Below are 16,813 nucleotides of genomic sequence, written 5' to 3' on the forward strand. Positions count from 1 at the left end.
GTGAGCGGCGACGGCGACGACATCCGTCTGCACGCGCCCGCTGGCATCTCGCTGTACTACAACCGGGACCGGTGCGTGGAGATCTGAGGGTGCCGCACGGGGACAGATCCGGACCCGGGTAGACACCCCGGCGCCCGGTCCGATCCGGCACCCGTGCGGTGTTGCCGAACGGGCGCGCCCGAACGTTTGAGGCCCAGCCGAGTGGACGCGCGACTGCGGACTCGGCCGGCACGCCGTAGAGGGTGAATTGTGCGGGGGGCTTCCTGGACGCTGTGTCTGCCGGATGCATGCCGGTAATCCTCAGAGGCATGAAGAAGCCCCTTGCGGCCGCCCTGGTCGCCATGGCTGTTGTCCTGGCTCTGCCATCCCCGGCCGCGGCTTTCCCGACCTCCCCCGCCGACACGCCGGCGCTGGCGTGCAGCAGAGGCACGGTCGACTTGGCGCACCCGCCGGTCGACCTACCGGTCGACCAGCTCTACGAGGTTGCCAGGAGGCTGGGGATGACCGAGACGCCTGACCATGCCGGATACGGATGTGACCAGGCCATTCGGGTCTACCCGGACGCCCCCGTCCATGACTACCCCGGGCACGGCCCGGTCGTGCTCCGCAGCAACGAGAAGTCCCCGTCCCAGGTGTACTGCACCAACTCGGTCAGCGCCGTCGGCCTTCTCGACCCCGTCACGCCGGTGCGTATCGTGATCGGAGCAGGGTGCGTCGTGGAGACCAACCCGTTCGTCATCGATTGACTGCAGGTACCACCAGACGTACCGCGCTGTTCGAGGGCTTGGACGCCAGCGTCACAGCTACCGGCGTCCGAGCCCTTCGCGGTTCTCGGTCGCAGGTTCCGGCCGGCGAGGTCGCTCCCGCGCCGGTCCGTCCCGCAGGCCTCATCGGCGGCCAGTGGTTGCCCGCCCGGCCAGCCGGTAGGGCTCGGCGGCTGCCACTGCGTCAGCAGACCGCTGCCACCCGTCAGGCCATCGAGACGGCGACGCGGCGGCAGGCCCGGGCCCGGCAGGAGGTCAGCGACATTCTGCTCGCACGGACGGCAGCGGCGAGACAGCGCCCCGTCCTGGACAGGCCGCACCGGACGACCGCCCGCGTCCCGTCGGCATCCGGCCCGCTGAAGGAACTCGACCGCGAACAGCACGACGCCAAGCCAGGTGGCCGGCGCGGTGCTCATCGGCGCGCCGACCGGCGAGAGCCTGGTCGGCACCCTGTACGCGACCGAACAGGAGCAGGCCGCCGGTGCCGGTACCGCCCGGAAGGTGCCGCTGACCCGTATCCGCACGATCGGCCTGTCCCGATGGAGGTGAACGTGCTGCTGCGGGGGGTTCGCGAAGACCCGAGGGCATCGCCCGAGCTGATCACAGCCGCCCTCGCCCTCCTGCCCTGCCTGCCCGGCCGGGAACCGCCCCCCGGGTCCCGGCCCGCAGCACTGGCGTATCCCCCCGTCATACGCTTGCGCCATGAACGTCCCTGCCTGCCGCGCCGCGCGGCGCACGACCGTGCGTGCCGCGGCCGAGGCCGCCGTCACGCGCGTCTGCGCCGCGCACACGACGCCGTCCGCGCACGATGGCGCGAAACGCCCGCGCAGGAACTGCCGACTCGCGGCCCGACCGCGGGAGACGCCCGCCCCGTCGACCGCCACGCCGCCCGGGCCCGGCCCGGTCAAGCCGTCGGTCGCCCCCGAGCCGGCCGCCGGGACCAGGCCGTGCCCGGCCGTGCCGCATGCCCGCCGGAACGTGCCCCCGCACGGCCTCGACCTCCCGTGGGAGGAGACCGCAGGGCACGCCCTGCTCGGGATGCGCGACGCGGACCCGACCGCGGAACGCACCGTGCTCCCGGAGGCGGAGGGGTCGGCGGGATGAGGGACGAGAGCGAGGACGGGCTCGTGCAGGCCGCGCAGCCCACGCCGGAGCAGCAGCGCTTGATCGAATTCGGCGAGGAGCTCTACCGCCGTATCGCCCCGGAGGCCGACACCGGTCACGTGCTGCTGCCCGACGACGGTGCGGTGGCCGTCGTGCACCGGGTGCGGGGCGGTGGGACGATCCTGGTGGCGGCCGACCGGTCGGTCCTCTTCTTCGGATCCGCCCTCAACCTCGACACCGTCCTGATCGAGTTCCGGGCGGGCAGGCGCACACCCGTGGAACGATTCCGGTAGCGCACGGCACGGAGCAGGAGCGGCCCGAGAGCGCCCCGACCGGGGTGCCGGTAAGAATCGTGTCACGCGTTCTCCAGTACGTGCTGCGCCGCCTGATCAGCTGATGCTCCACCAGTTCCCAAGAGGGCTGGGCAACTTCGTGCGGCCTGGCCCTCTTGTGTGCGCCCCCGGCATGGACTAGATCTCTTCTCGCGATTGGTACAGACCATCTGACCCCACTCGGACAAGGCCACCAGCATGTTCAGACGCACCTCCGCGTTCCTGGCGACGGCTCTGCTCGCGTCGCTCGTCGCGGTCCCCGCGACCGCTCACGCCGATGACGACGACAGCCGCCGGCTGCCCGGCCACCGGGTGGCCTACTTCACCGCGTGGAGTGCCTACAGCGGCTTCTCCGCCAAGAAGGTCCAGGATTCGGGCCAGGCGGCGAAGCTGACCGTGATCAACTACGCCTTCGGCAACATCTCCCCCGAGGGCACCTGCTTCGAGGACAACCTGGCCGACCAGGCCGACGCCTGGGCCGACTACCAGCGCCCGATCGACGCGGCCGACTCGGTGGACGGCGTCGCCGACACCGAGGGCCAGCCGCTGAAGGGCAGCTTCAACCAGCTGCGGAAGCTGAAGGCGAAGAACCCCCACCTGAAGGCCGTCATCTCGATCGGCGGCTGGGGCTGGTCCAAGTACTTTTCGGACGTGGCCGCCACCGACGCCGCCCGCAAGAAGTTCGTGGCCTCCTGCGTCGACCTCTACATCAAGGGCAACCTGCCGCAGCTGGGCTCGCCGGAGGGCGGCCCGGGCAGCGGTGCGGGCGTCTTCGACGGCATTGACCTCGACTGGGAGCACCCGGGCGGCGACGGTCTGCCGGACAACTCGGTGCGCCCCGAGGACGGTCGCAACTTCACCCTGCTGCTGGCCGAGTTCCGGCGGCAGCTGGACGCGCTGGGCAACGGCGGGCGCGGGCGCCACCTGCTGACGGCCGCCGTCGCCGCCAACACCGACGTCGCGGACCGGCTGGAGCTGAAGAAGGTCGCCCGCCACGTGGACTACCTGAACCTGATGACCTACACCATGCACGGCTCCTGGGAGCCGCAGGGCCCGACCAACCACCAGGCGAACCTCTACACCGACCCGGCCGACCCCTCCGGCACCGGGAGCAGCTACAGCGCGGACCGGGTGGTGCGGCACTACCTGGCCGGCGGCCTGCCGGCCCGCAAGGCGGTGCTCGGGGTGCCGTCCTGGGGCTACGGCTGGACGGGAGTGCCCGCCGGGGCGAGGAACGGCCTCTACCAGCCCGCCACCGGCATGTCCCCGCGCGGCGGCGGCCAGCTGCCCTACAGGGCCATCAAGGACCTGCCGGGCGCCGTGTACACCGACCGCGAGTACGGTGCGGCCTGGAAGTACGACGGCACCGAGTTCTGGACGTACGACAACCCGGCCACCGCCGCCCAGAAGGCCCGCTACACCCGGCGGAACGGTCTCGGCGGCGTGATGGTCTGGTCCCTGGACGGGGACGACGCCCAGGGCTCGCTGATCGCCGCGCTGGACCGCGGTCTGCGGCGCTGACCTGCGGTTATGATCCGGTGGCGGGCGGGGCGACCCGGCCGCCGTCGGGTGCGGCGGCCGAATGTGCAGGCTCCCCGCCACCCGCGCGGGCAACAGCCGGTGGGGCTGCTCGACCCGCCCGCACTCCGCGACCACCTCGTCGATCAACTCCGGCGGGAGTTCGTCGGTGAGCATCTGTTCGGCGGCGAGCGCGGCGCCGGAGCCGATGGGGAGCATCTGGAGGAAGGTCACCCCGCCGGTGCCGAGCCGGGCGGCGAGGTTCAGCAGCTCCTGGGCTTCGTGCTTGTTGGACTGCATGAGGACCATCTGAAGCTGGACGAACAGGCCTTCGTCCACGGCGGCGCGGATGCCCGTGAGGGCCCGGCGGTGGCTGTCCTCGCCGCGCCACCTGTCGTGGGTGGCTTCGCTGGCGCCGTCGAGGGAGACCCGGATCGCGTCGAGGGCGTCGGCGAGTTCCCCGGCCCGGCGGGCGAGGTGCCAGCCGTTCGTGGTGCAGCTGACCACGCTGGTGCCCTGGTGAACCGGCGGCACCTACGGCCTCATCCGCTACCTTGATGGCCCCGGCAAGCGCGACGAACACACCGACCAGCACCTCGTCGCCTCCTGGAACGACTTCGCCCCCGACCCCGGCCGCAACCCCCACCACACCGTCGCTCAGCTCGCCGCCCAACTCGACCAACCCCTCACGGCCACCGGCGACCGCGCCCCGGGCACCACCATCTGGCACTGCTCAGTGCGCGCCGACCTCGGCGACCGCCACCTCGACGACAACGACTGGGCGACCATCGCCCGCCGCATCGTCCACGCCACCGGCATCGCCCCCAACGGCGACACCATCGCCTGCCGCTGGGTCGCCGTCCGCCACGCCCAGGACCACATCCACATCGCCGCCACCCTCGTCCGCCAGGACGGCCGCCTCGCCAACCTCTCCTTCGACCACCGCAAAGCCCAGGCCGAAGCCCGCCGCATCGAGAAGGACTACGGCCTGCGCCAGCTCACCCCCGGCGACGGCACCGCCGCCAAGACCCCCACCAGCCAGGAACGCTTCAAAGCCGAACGCACCGGCCGCACCGAGACCCCACGCGAAACCCTGCGCGAAGCCGTCCGCCAAGCCGTCGCCGGAGCCGCCACCGAAGAGGAGTTCTTCACCCGGCTACGCGCGGCCGGCCTACGGGTGAAACTCCGCCACGCCCCCTCCGGCGACGCCCTCGGCCACAACGTCGCCCTGCCCGGCGACCGCAACCGCGACAGCGAGCCGGTCTGGTTCGCCGGGTTCACCGTCGCCCCCGACCCTTCCCTCCCACGGATCCGCCGCCGCCTCACCGACAGCCCCGCCGCCACCGCACAGCCCAGGAGCGACACGCCGTGCCCCGGCCGGTCCGCCCCAGCCCGGCAGCGCCGGGAGGCCGCCGGCATCGCCGAACACGCCACCGCGCTCCTCGACAACGGCGACGACGAAGCCGCCACCCAGCTCATCGGCGCCGGTGAACTCCTCGACGCCCTCGCCCAGACCTCCTCGGCTGTCGGCCGCGCCGAACTGCGAGACGCCGCCCGCGCCTTCGAACGCGCCACCCGCAGCCACGTCCGCGCCGAGAACGCCGACATCCGCGGACTGCGCTCGGCCGCCCGCGGAATAGTCCACGCCGGCGGAGCGCTCGGCCGGGGCGAGGACGGCGGCGCCACCGCGATGGTCCTGTCCACCCTCGTCCTGCTCACCCTGGCCGCCGCCCGCTGGCACTCCGCCCGGGGCCACGCCCAGCAGGCCGCAGCCTCACGGCAAGCGGCCGACCACCTCCGCGCCGCCTACCAGCAGACCGCCGCGACCCCGATGCGGGCGATGCGTGAGCGGGGCCAGGCCCTGCCCGAGCCTGAGCGCCGCCGCCACGAAGCCACCATCCGAGCCGCCCTCGGCGAAGCGGCGAACCGCTCCGGCACCCCCGCCCGGCGCGAGGCCTTGGCCGCCACCCTCGCCGAAGCCGAGAAGGCCGGCCACGACCCGAAGGCCCTCCTCAAGGAAGCCACCTCCTGGTGCGAACTCGGCACCGCCAGCAGCACCGAAGACGTGCTCGTCTGGCGCATCCGCCGCATCGCCGACCTTCCCTCCACCCCCAGCCGCCCCGACAAGCCGACAACCGTCACCACCCGCCCCAAGCCGGCCTCCAGCCGCATGCCCACCCGCGCCGAACCGCCGGCACCCGCCCGTTCGGCCACCGACGCCCGACGCTCAGCATCCCGACGCTGACCAGCCGGTTCGGCGGACGCGCCGTCCGCCGGACCGGCACCCCGAACCCCTCGATACCCGGTTCCACCAGGTGTTGTGGCAAGAACCCGCACCGCCCGAACGGAGAGCAGCCCGTGCCTAGAACCACCCAACAGCCCACCACCACCCCAACCGAGACCCTCACGCAGCCGACGGCCAGTGATCCTCTGCTGCAGCCGGAGTACGAGACGGCGCCGCCAAGCGGGCCGGACGCGGTCCGAGGAGCGCAGTGCCCTCCCGAGCTGGTCCTGCGCGGCATGCCGGTCATCTGCTCCGCCTGCCGGGCCAGACGCGACTGGCTGCTGATCAACCACCGCCGCAACGTCTGGGTTCGCTGCCGCTGCGGCAACGAGTGGCTCGAGCCCGAACTCACCCGATGGGACTTCGACGAGTTGCTCACTGACCCGAGCTGGACGTACTACCCCACCGTCGAACAAGGGAGAAGCGCTCTGGGGGTCGACGGGACGTTCGCTGGGCTCTGCCTGGAGTAACGAGCAATGTTGCACTGGATGCAACGACGCACGCACAGGGTGACGTCGCACCTTTGGTCCCCGGGTCGAACGCCCCGCCAGCACCACTGTCTGATGAGCGGGATCTGTCGCCCTTCAGCACCCGACGACGCGCGGTGCCGTCCGGACAGCCGGTTGCATCGCCCAGCGGTGCCCGGGGTGCCGGACTCGGGTCAGCCGGTGGTGCCGAGCGCGTCCCGGTAGGCCTTGTGCCAGCCCGCCACCGTGTCGGTCTCGGGTGCGATCAGGACATGGTGGCGCACCATGCCGCCGAAGAGCGTTCCGAGCGCGGTCGGGCGCAGGTCTGTGGCCGGGTCGACGCCGAGCCGCTCGGCCGCGACGGTGATGATGCGTTCGGTGAAGCCGTCGATCACGACCAAGGCGTAGTTGTGTACGGACCTCTGAGCGTCGATCAGTGCCCGGCGCAGTCGACGGCGGCGCTCGGTGTGCTCGACGGGCTCCTCCAGCCGTCCGTCGGTGACGGTCAGCGCGTGGTCGAGCGCGCCCCACAACGGGAGTTCGGCGGGGGCGGCGGCGAAGGCGTCGAGGATGGCCTGGCCGAAGTCCCAGCCGAACAGCAGGGCTTCCTTGGTCGGGTAGTAGCGGAAGAACGTGCGGTGGGCGATGTCGACGCGGCGGCAGATCTGGTCCACGGTGGTGCGTTCGAAGCCCTGCTCCTCGAAGAGGTCGAGCGCCGTGGAGCGGATGCTGTCGCGGGTGCGCGCCTTCTTGCGGTCGCGGAAGCGCTGCTCCGCCGCGGTGTCCGTCCCCTGCATCGTGCGTCCGTTTCCTCTCGGCGAGGTGAGTGCGGATGGGGCCGCCGAGGGGGCGGCTGCCGGTACCGAACCACGCCCGAGCGGGGCCGTTCAAGGCGGGTGTCGAATCTTCCGGGTCTCGTCATCTGAACTTTGCACAACTGCCTTTTGGCAGTTGTGACACCTCCGGAATGGTGTGGGGCGTCAGCGGCCGGGCTTCCCGGACCGTCCCCCACACTCCCGAACCGAGGAACCATGAAGCGGCACTACCTCCTGGCATCGGCGGCTCTCGCGTCCGCGCTCGCCCTCACCGCCTGCTCCGCGTCCGACGGCGCGGTCTCCGGCACCGGTGCGGGCACCGCCGGCGCGGCGGACGACGGGCCGGCCGTGGACGGGGGCACGCTCAAGATCGGCCTGGACCGGCCGTTCGCCAAGCTCGACCCGGCCGACGCCACCCTGACCTCGATGCCGATGATGATCCTGGCCAACGCGCTCTACGACCCGCTGATGGTCAACGGTGACAACGGCGCCGTCCAGCCGTACCTCGCCAAGTCCTTCACCTCCGACGCGGCCGCCGCGGTCTGGACCCTCGACCTGCACGAGGGTGTGAAGTTCAGCGACGGCAAGCCGCTGGACGCCCAGGCCGTCGCCGACCACGTCGCGCGGCTCGCCAAGCCGGAGAGCAAGTGCGCCTGTGCCACCGACGTGGCCGCCATCGGCGCCACCACCGTCACCGGACCGACCACCGTCACCTTCACCCTCAAGGCTCCCGACGCCGCCTTCCCGAACATGTTCACCCGCTCCCTCGGCTACGTCTCCGAGGCGCCCGCCGCGCCCGACACCCCGGCCGTCGGCTCCGGCCCTTACGCGATCGAGAGCGTGCAGCCGGGCGTCTCCGTCACCCTCGTGCGCAACCCCGCGTACTGGGGCGCCAAGGGGCACGCCGACAAGCTCGTCTACAAGGTGCTGCCGGACACCGACAGCCGCTACCAGTCGCTGCGCTCCGGCGACGCCGACCTGATCTGGACCGAGACGCCCAGCCAGCTCAAGCAGGCCGTCGGCGACGGTCTGCGCACCGCCACCGGGCCCGGCGGCACCAGCACCGTCGTCTTCAACACCAAGTCGGCGCCCTTCGACGACGTGCGGGTCCGCCGGGCGGTGCAGTACGCGATCGACCGCGAGGCCCTGGAGAAGGTCGTCTACCTCGACCAGGGCAAGGTCTCGGACGGCCCGATCGGCTCCCGCTCCCCGTACCGCACCGCCGCCGCGTACCCGGCCCATGACGTGGCCAAGTCCCGTGCCCTGCTCGCCGAGGCGGGTCACCCCGACCTCTCCTTCGAGTACCTGGTCGACGGCCGCCCCGAGGGCCAGCAGCGGGCCACCGTGCTCCAGCAGATGCTCGCCGAAGCCGGAATCAAGATGACCATCAAGCCGCTCGACCCGGCGGGCCTGGGCACCGCGCTGTTCCAGCGCAAGTTCCAGGTGATGGACTTCCTCACCAGCATGTTCGGCGACACCGACACCGCGCTCAGCAGCCTCTACCTTCCCAACTCTCCGTACAACTTCATGAGTTGGTCCGACGCGGAGGCCTCGCAGGCGATCACCGAGGGCCGTGCCTCGACCGACGCCGTCAAGCGGTCGGCCGCCTACCAGCGGGCGGCCCAGCGGGTCGTCGGCGAGGTGCCGATGGCCTTCCTCACCGAGAACACGGGCGGCTTCCTCGCTTCCGCCAAGGTCGCCGGACTGCCCGACCTGTCCAAGCGCACGATCCTCAACGTGTCCCCTGCCGCGCTGTGGGTGAAGAAGTAGCACCAGGCCCTGTGCATCGCCGGCTGAACTGCCGGCGATGCACGGGAGACCGTCGCATGACCCCCGCCCCGAAGTCCTCCGAAGCGGACACCCCGCCGTGCCGCGGGCCAGCGGACCGCCCGCGGCGTCAACGCCTGTCCGTCGTCCTCGCCTTGGGGCACTCGGGCGGGAAGCCGTCGTCGTGCTCGTGGTCCGGCTGCTCGGCTTCATCGAGCGGGGCGCCGGCCCGGCCGACGGAGCCGTGGGCGCCGGGACCTGGTTCCGGAGCCGTCCAACGCTGACAGGCCCCGGCCGTGTGGGCCGGGGCCTGTCGGGTGGCCGGGGCGGTACGCGGCCCTGGGGCCGGAGAACCCCTCAAGGGCGCACCAGCTCTCCGCTCGGCTACGGGGCGAAGGGACCCGGGGCGGTGAAGGCGAGGGTGGCGAAGCGCCGGGCGATGTGGTGGTGGGTGGCGGCGTCCGGGTGGAGCTGGTCGGGCAGCGGGAGGGCGGTGGCGTCGGCCTTGCCGTAGAGGTTGCGGCCGTCGAGGTAGTGGAGGTTCGGATCGCCGGCGGCGCGCTGGTCGACGATGCGGGCCAGCTCGTCCCGGATGACGCCCAGCGTCAGCTTCCCGCTCGCGCGTTCCGCGGGGTCGCCCGTCGCGCGGAAGCGGATCTGCCCGGCGCTGAGAGCGGTGAGGTCGAGGGCGCTGGGGCCGGGCGTGTCCTCGACCACGGGGCACAGGATGGGCGAGACGACCAGCAGCGGGGTGTCGGGATGTCCCTCGCGGATGGTGTCGAGGAAGCCGTGGACGGCGGGGGTGAAGGCGCGCAGGCGCATCACGTCCTGGTTGACCACGTTGATGCCGATCTTGACGCTGATCAGGTCGGCGGGGGTGTCCCGCAGGGTGCGGGCGGTGAAGGGGTCGAGCAGGGCGCTGCCGCCGAGCCCCAGGTTGATCAGTTCCACGTCGCCGGCGGCGGCGGCGAGGGCGGCCCAGGTGGTGGTGGGGCTCGCGGCGTCGGAGCCGTGGCTGATGGAACTTCCGTGGTGCAGCCAGACCTTGCGGCCCCGGTCCGGCGCGGGCTCGACGGGGGCGTCGGTCCGCAGCGCGACGAGTTCGGTGGTCTCGTTGTACGGCAGCCAGATCTCGACGTCCTTGAGCCGGTCGGGCAGGCCGTCGAAGCGGAGGGTGCCGATGGGGCCGAGGTGGCGCTCGGCGGTCCTGGTGGCGATGTCGATGGTCAGCGTGTCGCCGCCGGACACGCTCGCCTGGTCGGCGAGCCGGCCGTCGACGAGCAGGTCGTAGAGACCGTCGGGCCGCGCGGGGAAGCCCACGTAGACGGTCTTGGTGGGGACGGTGTCCAGTTCGAGGGCGGTGGCCCGGGTGCGGAAGGCCAGCCGCACGCCGGAGGGCTGGGACTCGACCCTGGCCAGCTGCGGGTCCGCGCACTGGGCACGGGCCCGGGCGGGCAGCCGGTGCGGCAGCAGGCCGCGCTCGGTCCACTCCAGGTCGAGGGCCCCACGCAGCAGGTCTGCGGTGATGGGCGTGGTGATCCAGGTGCGCGGATCGTGCTGGTGGTCCATGGTGTCGGCCTGCCCGTCGGGGTTGTCGTGAGTGGCGATTCATTCGATGGGGGTGCCGGGGACGGGGCCCTTCACTGGGCGGCTGTGCAGGTATCGCAGGGGCTCCGACCAGGCATCTAGATGTCTAGACGTCGCAGATGCTATCCCTCGTCGGGCGACCCTTGGATGAACGACGGGATAACTTCACGGATCGTGCACCGGGGGCCGGCCGCCGGCGCCGGATCCGTAGGATTCGCCACGTGCCGACATCACGAAGCAGCGGTCCGCTGTACCTCCAGTTCGCCGATGAGATCCAGGAGCGCATCGACACCGGCCAGTACCCTGCGGGCTCCCGGCTGCCGAGCGAACCGGAGCTGGCCGCACACTTCGGCGCCAATCGGCTGACGGTCCGCCAGGCGATCGCCGAGCTCGAACGCGCGGGTGCGATCGAGATCCGGCGCGGGGTCGGCACCTTCGTGCGCCGACCGGTCGTGCGGGCCACGATCGACGTCAACCCGAACAGCGCCCGTCTCGACGTCGACGGCCGGAGCACGCCCCTGCCCGTGCACGATCTGGAGGGCGCGGAGGAGCGGACCGTGGAGGTGACGGTCGGCTCGGACCTGGCGCCCGACCGGCACGCGGCCGAGCACCTGCGGCTGCCCGCCGGCGCGCTGACCCGCCTCGATACCCTGATCACGGCCTCCGGCCGGCCCTGGGCCGTGAGCAGCTACTGGGTGGCCACGCGACTGCTGCCTGCGGGCTTCGCGGAATCGACGGAGTCCCGCAATACGACGGTGGCGGTGGCCGAGGCGATCGGCATCGAACTCGTCTACGACTGGCGGTCGTTCAGCGCGATCGCCGCCGACATCGCCGACGCGCGGCGGCTCGGCATCGGGGCGGGCAGCCCGCTGCTCGTGCGCGAGGGGGTCAACTGCGCGCCGGACGGGCGGCCCGCGCTCTACGTGCGCCGGCGGATCCACGGCGAGAACGCCAGCTACGTGCTGCGCTACCGAACGTGGCCCCGGGAGGGCGAGGATCCGGACGGTGTGGACGCGGGAGACTGAGCCGTCCGCGCGATCAGCGCCGGTCGACTCCGCCGGCCAGCGTTGTCCCTCGCCGCCCCTTGCCGTCCCGCGAGAGGGCTTGGTCGGGGACGGCGGGACGGAGGGCGGCCAGGCGCCGATTGAACGGGTCGACGACGTTCAAGCGGCACCTGCCCTCGTGTGGTGTGCGCTATTCCGGCGCCGGCCGCGCCGGCTGGGCCAAGGCGGCCCGCCGTGCGCGTCAGCCAACGCCGGCGGCCCGCAGCGCGGTTTCGACGGCCGCGGCGGTGTGCTGCTGGCCGACCGCGTTAGGGTGGAACGGCGCGAAGGCGCCGGCGGGGACGAGCGGCTCGACCCAGCGGTTGGACGCGTTCTGGCAGGCGTCGTGCCCGATGCTCGGGGTGTAGGTGTCGACGTAGGTGGCGCCATTGCTCTCGGCGGCTGTCCGCAGCATGGAGTTGAGGGACCGTTCGACGTTGTCGAGGTAGGCCGTGTCCTTGGTGGTGAGGGTCAGCCGCGGCCAGCAGTTGCCGCTCTGCGGCAGGACGTTCGGGTAGCCGACGACGAAGACCTTGGCCTGGGGCGCGAGACGGTGGATCTGCTGGATGGCGCCGGCGATGTTCACCTCGTCGGCGGCGATGGCGTCGGTGAAGGTCGACTTGTAGTAGTCCGCGCACGGGGAGCCGATGTCAAAGATGTTCAGCGCGTCGATGGCCTCACAGCCGCGGACGGCGGTGCTGAAGGTGTTGTTGTCGTTACCCCCTATGCCCAGGGTGACCACCGACGTGGAAAGGGTCAGGGCATCGAACTGCGGCGGCGAGTCCGCCGACTGGGCGGACTCCATGTCACCGATCTCCGCGCCGGAGCAGCTGACGTCGACGAGTTGCAGCCCGAGGCTCCGGGCCACGACGTGCGGGTAGTTGTCGGTGTCCTGGTTACAGGAGGACGGCGTGCCGGGGACACGTTCGGTCAGAGTGCCGGCCGCGGTGTAGGAATCGCCCAGGGCGACGTAGGTGCCTTCGGCTGCGGCGGCCGCCCGGGCCGGGGCGGCCTGGGCCAAGCTCGCGGTGAGCGTGAACGCGAGGCAGGCCGCGGCTGCGACGCCGGCGGTCTTCATGGGGGTCATCAGGGTCTCTTCCCGTTCTCGTGACGACTGGTCAGAAAGCGAGCGGGCATCGTGGAAACGAGCGATGTCCTTCGCCGAGTGGCTGTACGGGCTCGCCGGAGCTCTCCGAGCTGGCATCTAGATGTCTAGATGTCGCAGATGCTATCCCTCACTGAGCCGCGCCCGGCTGAACACCAGAAGAACTTCACGGATGCGGAAGTCCCTCCCCCTGTGGCGCAAAGGGCCTGACCGAAAGGGAACTTGGAACTTGGGAGATGCAATCTTCAGAGGCACTGTGGCCGCCGGCATCATGGCGATCGCCGCCGACGCGCCGCTCTTGACCAGGTTCACGACCACGGGCCGGGCTGGTGGTGCAGGCGGCGAACGGGCCGTCCGGGGCTCGCAGTTGGAGGAGTGTGTGGTCGAGGTGGTCGCGGTGCCACGTCGAGGGGCCGGTGAGGCCGGCCTCCGCGTCGGTCAGCTGCTGCCACGCGAGCCAGAGCCCGTGCAGGCGGGCGACGGCCTCCTGGTGCTCGTGCCAGTGCGAGCACCAGGGCCGGGTGGAGCTGATCTCCCGGCCGTAGGTCGGCAGGAGCACGTGGGTCACCCAGTTGGCGAGGGCCGCCAGCTCGGCGGCGTACTCCGCGCCGCCCATGGCGAGGATGAACACCGAGGCCGGGCTTTCGGGTTCGGCCTCGGTGCTCTCCGGCTCCTCGTACCCGAGCGGGTCGGCGTCGGCGCCGAGGCGGTCGAGGAGGACGCCGTGTTGGCGGACCTCGGCGATGGTGCGGGCCAGGGTGCTGGCGAGGTCGTCGAGGTCTTCGTCGGGGACACGGATCGGCTCGGGCTCGGGGAGGCCCGCGATCGGCTCGGACATGGCACATCCAGGTGGTTCCGGTGGACGGGGTGCGCGGGGTGGGTGGGGACGCTCTTCTTCGGCGGCGGGCCACGGGTGTGCTCCAGGGAGATCGGATGGGAGGAGGATCCGCAGATCCGGCGGTTTGGTGAGGCCGCCGGTTCGCGCTAGACGCAGGCCGGGTGGGCGGCCCGGGCGATGAGGCGCGATCCGAGCGCGACGGCGTCGGCGAGGGTGTCGGCCAAGGGGCGGCCGGTGTGGAGGACCGCGTGCGCGCCGTTGGCGTGGGCGGCGTCCGCGTCGTCGACGGCGTCGCCGACCAGCAGCACCCGGTGGCCCTGACCGGTGAGACCGAGGGCGGAGAGGTGGGCGGCGAGCGGTGCGGCCTTGGTGCCGCCGGACGCACCGGTGCGGCCCTCCACGCGGACGAAGAAGTGTCCGATCCCGGCCTCGTCGACCTCGCGCAGCAGGGTGTCGTGCGGGCACAGCGACAGCAGCGACTGGGTGTGGCCGGCCTCGCGCAGCGCCGTCATCAGCTCGACGGCGCCATCGCGGATCCGCACGGGCTGGGCGCGCAGGTGGTCGAGGAATCCGCGATTTGGTACGGCTGGAAAGAACCGGTAGAAGCCCCCTACCGGGCCCGGCACAGCGGGCAGCGAGACAGGGGTTTATCCAGCAACTTCGGAGCCCTGGCCACTTGTTGAGAGACGACGCCCTTACCGGGCGCGGTGAGCTGGGCGGGACGGCCGGGCCCGCGAGTGGCGGTCACCCAGTCGGGCTCCAGCCCTTGCATCCACTCCACGAACTCGGCGTGCAACCGTCCGCCCTCGTCTGTGGCAGGCGGCGCGGGCTGGGTGAGCGTCTCCCACCGGGCGACGGCGGATGCGTATTGCCCCCACCGTCCTCGGTCTGCTCCAACGGCGTGTTCGGCCAGAGCAGCAGCACCGCCGCTCACCGTGGTCGCCGGCCGGAATCGCTCACCCCCGTGGCCGACAGCATCGAGGCGGCCGCGGACGGCAAAGTCATGTCGCCGTTCCCGTGGCGCTGGTTCGGCGATCCCTCGTAGCCGTGTCCCGTCGCAGTGCGGCTGGCGAATTCTGACTCGGTCTCATCCGTGCTGTCGGATTCTCACTGCACCGTGCGCTGAACGACGGGTTTTGCCCCGTTCGGGGGAATCTCGCTTCGCCGGTCCGGTTCTCGCTGCACCTGTCACGGTCGCTTCGACATGTGTACGTGGGGGCCGGGGGTGGCGAGCTCCAGCACGGCCTCCCAGGCGATTTCCAGCCGCTCCAGCCGATGCTCCCCGGCGGCGAATCTGCCTGTTGAGCTGGGCGATCTGCTCGCGTAGGCGGGCTGCTTCCGCGCGGCCGATGGCCTTCGGGTCATGACCGGTGTGGTGGGGAGCCGGCTTCCGGTCGGATGAGGCCGGGTGCCGGTTATGGGTGGGTTGGTGGTCTCCCGGATGGGCGACGGGGTGGCTACGCTGCGTGGCGGCGGGTGGCAGGGCACGGGCGCACGGGGCGGCCGGGGCCGCTCGCCGTTCGGGAGGAACGTCGCGTGACGCAGTCGGGTGTGTCTCACTTCTACATCGCCTACCGGCAGACGGGGCCGGAGCCGGGCGGCATCGCGGTACTGGACGCGGCCACCGGCCGGATCAGGACGACCCAGGCCCTGATGGGTAACCGCGGCCTGGCCGCCCAGCCCGGCGGCGCCGCCACGAAGCTGTACGCCCTGTCCGAGGGCGGCTACAACGTCAGCACGGTCGACACCCGGACCCTGGAGACGGACACCCTCTACTCCGACCAGGAGAGTCCCTCGGCAACAGACGCAGCGGTGAACGCCGACGGCAGCCGTCTGTTCCTGGCCCAGGGCGTGGTCGTGTTCGAACTGGATGCGGCCTCGGGAAAGGAGGCGGGAGACCACGCCGTCCCCCAGGAACCCGTCTTCAGCTCATGGGAGACCATCGCGCTGTCCCCGGACGGCAAACGCCTCTACCTGGGCAGGCACGGTCAGAACTCGAACCGGAAGGAGACGCCCTGCGTGCTGGCCATGGACGTCCCCGAGCGGGCCCAGGACGGGACCAACGCGCAGGACGACAACGCGCAGGAGACCGATCCGGGTCCCGGGCAGGCCGTCGACATCGCCGCCCCCGCCGAGAAGTACCGCGCCGTCCGGGTGCTCCTCAGCGCCGACGGCGCCACCCTGTACGCGTTCGTGCCCCATCAGACCGACCCGCTGGTCGCCATCGACACCGCCACCATGACCGTCACCGCCCGCGCCGAGGGCGCCGCCCCGACCGGCCTCGCGGTGTCCCCGGACGGCACCCTCCTCTACGCCGTCCACGCCGACCGCGCGGGCACCATCCTCAACGCCGCCGACCTCACCGAGACCGGCACCTTCCCCAGTATCCCGGACGGGGCTCCGGCCATCGCCGTCGCCCCCGACGGCACCGTGTGCGTGGCCTACTCCGACCACACCTGCACCGTGATCGCCCCCGACGCCGCAGAGGCATCCGCTCCCGCCCGCCTGGCCGGCGCACCGCTGGCCGTGGTGACCGCCGCGGCCGGCGAAGCCGACCCCCAACCCCAGCCCGAGTACGCCGGCCAGTACCGGCGCGATGCCATGCCGCGCCGGTACAACGAGAACTCCGACGGACACGGCATGTGGTCCACCGACATCACCTGCGAGCAGGGCACCTTCGTGCCCGCCTACGACAAGGTCTTCGAGGGCAGCTACACCCTCACCGACGGCATCGGCGTCTGGCGCAAGGCCGTCCTCGGCGGCGGCGAGAACAAGAAGTTCTACCGCATCCCCGCCTGGGACAACCTGATCGTCGACGGAGACGACGTCACCTGGCTGTAGCCGGCACGAAGATGCCCTGGCGGGCACGGGAACACAACCGGCCTGGCCGCGGCTGCGAGCTGAATCGACAGGGGGCCGTAGCGCCCGGATGGTTACGTCGAGTAGCTGCGGCCGGCCCTCGCACGCCTGGACGGCACGGCTGAGTCAGCGAGACAGCCTTGGCGGAGGCACTCAGGAGGGCGGTGCGGTCACCATTGGACGAGGACGGCCCCGCGTGGGTCGACGGCGCCGTCCGTGCCGACCGTGCCGTTCTGGCCGCGGCCACCGCCTTGCGGGTTGACGCCGGACGAACCGCCCCTGCCCCCGCCGCCGCCTGCTCCGTCGGCACCGCCGCTGCCGCCCGCGCCA

At 71.9% G+C, this 16,813-nt stretch carries 16 protein-coding genes and 1 pseudogene; 11 read left to right on the forward strand and 6 right to left on the reverse strand.

Annotated elements, in window-relative coordinates; translation table 11 throughout:
- The first annotated feature begins 308 nt into the window (after nt 1–308).
- The 5 genes from ACFC0B_RS06285 (at nt 309) to ACFC0B_RS06305 (ending at nt 3,721) form a co-directional block, all read left to right on the forward strand.
- Nucleotides 309–746 carry a hypothetical protein gene (locus ACFC0B_RS06285; RefSeq protein WP_376082992.1) on the forward strand — a complete coding sequence of 146 codons (438 nt, stop codon included), beginning with the start codon at nt 309–311 and terminating at the stop codon, nt 744–746.
- A 414-nt stretch (nt 747–1,160) separates the two neighbouring features.
- Nucleotides 1,161–1,313 (forward strand): hypothetical protein, encoded by a 153-nt coding sequence (locus tag ACFC0B_RS06290; RefSeq protein WP_376082994.1) that lies wholly within the window; start codon nt 1,161–1,163, stop codon nt 1,311–1,313.
- A gap of 153 nt (nt 1,314–1,466) precedes the next feature.
- Nucleotides 1,467–1,868 carry a hypothetical protein gene (locus ACFC0B_RS06295; protein WP_376082997.1) on the forward strand — a complete coding sequence of 134 codons (402 nt, stop codon included), beginning with the start codon at nt 1,467–1,469 and terminating at the stop codon, nt 1,866–1,868.
- Entirely contained in the window at nt 1,865–2,161 is a 297-nt protein-coding gene (locus tag ACFC0B_RS06300) for a hypothetical protein (protein ID WP_376082999.1), read from the forward strand. The genes ACFC0B_RS06295 and ACFC0B_RS06300 overlap by 4 nt, the downstream gene beginning before the upstream one ends.
- A 237-nt stretch (nt 2,162–2,398) precedes the next feature.
- Entirely contained in the window at nt 2,399–3,721 is a 1,323-nt protein-coding gene (locus ACFC0B_RS06305; protein WP_376083002.1) for a glycoside hydrolase family 18 protein, read from the forward strand.
- 315 nt (nt 3,722–4,036) lie between these two features.
- On the opposite strand, the pseudogene ACFC0B_RS06310 reads toward ACFC0B_RS06305, so the two are convergent.
- Nucleotides 4,037–4,252: pseudogene (locus tag ACFC0B_RS06310) on the reverse strand (radical SAM protein); the annotation flags it as partial.
- A gap of 10 nt (nt 4,253–4,262) precedes the next feature.
- Between ACFC0B_RS06310 and ACFC0B_RS06315 the strand changes: the two are divergent.
- A complete protein-coding gene (locus tag ACFC0B_RS06315; protein ID WP_376083594.1) occupies nt 4,263–5,963 on the forward strand; it encodes a relaxase/mobilization nuclease domain-containing protein in 1,701 nt (566 codons plus the stop codon).
- Nucleotides 5,964–6,076: 113 nt separating this feature from the next.
- Complete coding sequence (locus ACFC0B_RS06320) at nt 6,077–6,472, forward strand: hypothetical protein (protein ID WP_376083005.1); 396 nt, start codon at nt 6,077–6,079, stop codon at nt 6,470–6,472.
- A 191-nt stretch (nt 6,473–6,663) separates the two neighbouring features.
- Here ACFC0B_RS06320 and ACFC0B_RS06325 read toward each other — a convergent pair whose 3' ends face one another.
- Nucleotides 6,664–7,266, reverse strand: a complete 603-nt coding sequence (locus ACFC0B_RS06325) for a TetR family transcriptional regulator (RefSeq protein WP_376083007.1) — start codon at nt 7,264–7,266, stop codon at nt 6,664–6,666.
- Between the two features lie 234 nt (nt 7,267–7,500).
- Here ACFC0B_RS06325 and ACFC0B_RS06330 point away from each other — a divergent pair, with 234 nt between their 5' ends.
- Nucleotides 7,501–9,054, forward strand: coding sequence for an ABC transporter substrate-binding protein (locus tag ACFC0B_RS06330; protein WP_376083010.1), 1,554 nt, complete (start codon nt 7,501–7,503; stop codon nt 9,052–9,054).
- A gap of 381 nt (nt 9,055–9,435) precedes the next feature.
- On the opposite strand, the gene ACFC0B_RS06335 is transcribed toward ACFC0B_RS06330, so the two are convergent.
- Nucleotides 9,436–10,620, reverse strand: coding sequence for a GDSL-type esterase/lipase family protein (locus ACFC0B_RS06335; RefSeq protein WP_376083012.1), 1,185 nt, complete (start codon nt 10,618–10,620; stop codon nt 9,436–9,438).
- Nucleotides 10,621–10,859: 239 nt separating this feature from the next.
- Here ACFC0B_RS06335 and ACFC0B_RS06340 point away from each other — a divergent pair, with 239 nt between their 5' ends.
- Nucleotides 10,860–11,663, forward strand: a complete 804-nt coding sequence (locus tag ACFC0B_RS06340) for a GntR family transcriptional regulator (protein WP_376083013.1) — start codon at nt 10,860–10,862, stop codon at nt 11,661–11,663.
- Nucleotides 11,664–11,883: 220 nt separating this feature from the next.
- On the opposite strand, the gene ACFC0B_RS06345 is transcribed toward ACFC0B_RS06340, so the two are convergent.
- From ACFC0B_RS06345 to ACFC0B_RS06355, 3 genes are all read right to left on the reverse strand, one after another.
- Nucleotides 11,884–12,768 carry an SGNH/GDSL hydrolase family protein gene (locus tag ACFC0B_RS06345; protein WP_376083016.1) on the reverse strand — a complete coding sequence of 295 codons (885 nt, stop codon included), beginning with the start codon at nt 12,766–12,768 and terminating at the stop codon, nt 11,884–11,886.
- A gap of 184 nt (nt 12,769–12,952) precedes the next feature.
- Entirely contained in the window at nt 12,953–13,624 is a 672-nt protein-coding gene (locus ACFC0B_RS06350; RefSeq protein WP_376083019.1) for a DUF4913 domain-containing protein, read from the reverse strand.
- 146 nt (nt 13,625–13,770) lie between these two features.
- Nucleotides 13,771–14,166 (reverse strand): HAD family hydrolase, encoded by a 396-nt coding sequence (locus ACFC0B_RS06355; RefSeq protein WP_376083020.1) that lies wholly within the window; start codon nt 14,164–14,166, stop codon nt 13,771–13,773.
- 359 nt (nt 14,167–14,525) lie between these two features.
- Here ACFC0B_RS06355 and ACFC0B_RS06360 point away from each other — a divergent pair, with 359 nt between their 5' ends.
- Together ACFC0B_RS06360 and ACFC0B_RS06365 are read left to right on the forward strand one after the other, a co-directional pair.
- The gene (locus ACFC0B_RS06360) at nt 14,526–14,669 is read left to right on the forward strand and encodes a hypothetical protein (RefSeq protein ID WP_376083022.1); all 144 of its coding nucleotides are present in this window, start codon (nt 14,526–14,528) and stop codon (nt 14,667–14,669) included.
- Nucleotides 14,670–15,160: 491 nt separating this feature from the next.
- Entirely contained in the window at nt 15,161–16,465 is a 1,305-nt protein-coding gene (locus ACFC0B_RS06365; RefSeq protein WP_376083023.1) for a hypothetical protein, read from the forward strand.
- Nucleotides 16,466–16,813: the final 348 nt, after the last annotated feature.

Source organism: Kitasatospora sp. NPDC056184, from assembly GCF_042268405.1.
GTDB lineage: Bacteria > Actinomycetota > Actinomycetes > Streptomycetales > Streptomycetaceae > Kitasatospora.